The 859-nt window shown below is 41.3% G+C and carries 1 protein-coding gene; it reads left to right on the forward strand.

Features of this window, described 5'->3' with window-relative positions; all coding sequences use genetic code 11:
• Positions 1-725, forward strand: a 725-nt coding sequence (locus A3763_RS26020; protein WP_068760735.1) for an aspartyl/asparaginyl beta-hydroxylase domain-containing protein, incomplete at its 5' end; no start/stop codon positions are given.
• Positions 726-859: the final 134 nt, after the last annotated feature.

Raw genomic sequence — 859 nt, forward strand, 5'->3', positions numbered from 1 at the left:
GGGAACTCGTGCGTGAAGAGGCGGAGAGTCTTAGAGAGCAGGGTTACTTTGAGAAGACAACCAAAGAAGGCTCTGCATCGTACTATGATGTTGGCTTTAGAACCTTCTATAAGCATGGTTGGAGTAAATTCTATGTCAACTGGTATGGTTACACGCATGAATCTGCAAAGAAGCTATGCCCTAATACAGTTGAGCTGCTAAAAAACATTCCTTCAGTAAACGGTGCAATGTTTACTTTGTTGCCTCCAGGCTCAGAGTTGACTCGCCACTGCGATCCCATTGCCTGCTCATACCGGTATCAGCTTGGGCTATCTACACCTAACTCAGATGCCTGTTTTATCAATATTGATGGCAAAAGCTATTCTTGGAGGGATGGTGAGGCATTTTGTTTTGATGAAACTTATATTCACTATGTGAACAACAATACCGAAGACTATCGACTGATTCTAATGTTTGATGTTGAGCGTCCAATGAATATATTTGGTCGAGGGATTAACTGGGTATACAAGCTCTTGGCACGCGCAACTTTAGTGCCTAATACATCGATAGATCGCCAAGGTTTTTTTAACCGCCTATTCAGCACTGTTACACCTTTTCTTGAATGGTCGAAGGCCTTTAAAAAGCGGAATCGCCCGCTTTATAAAAGGCTTCAGTTTGTTTTTAACTCGCTGTTGCTGTTAATTCTGCTATTAATTATCGCTACGCCGTTTATTATCTTCTCATAACTAGTTTCCATACTCGCTATGATATAAAACTCTCTTGTTTCTAGAATAAGAGCGCGCACCCCAATTTACTCTGTGTGCAATTATGCACAACGCTTCTGCATATTTTATATTTCCGCACAAGTGTCCTTGATCTA

The sequence above is a fragment of the Oleiphilus sp. HI0128 genome (assembly GCF_001635365.1).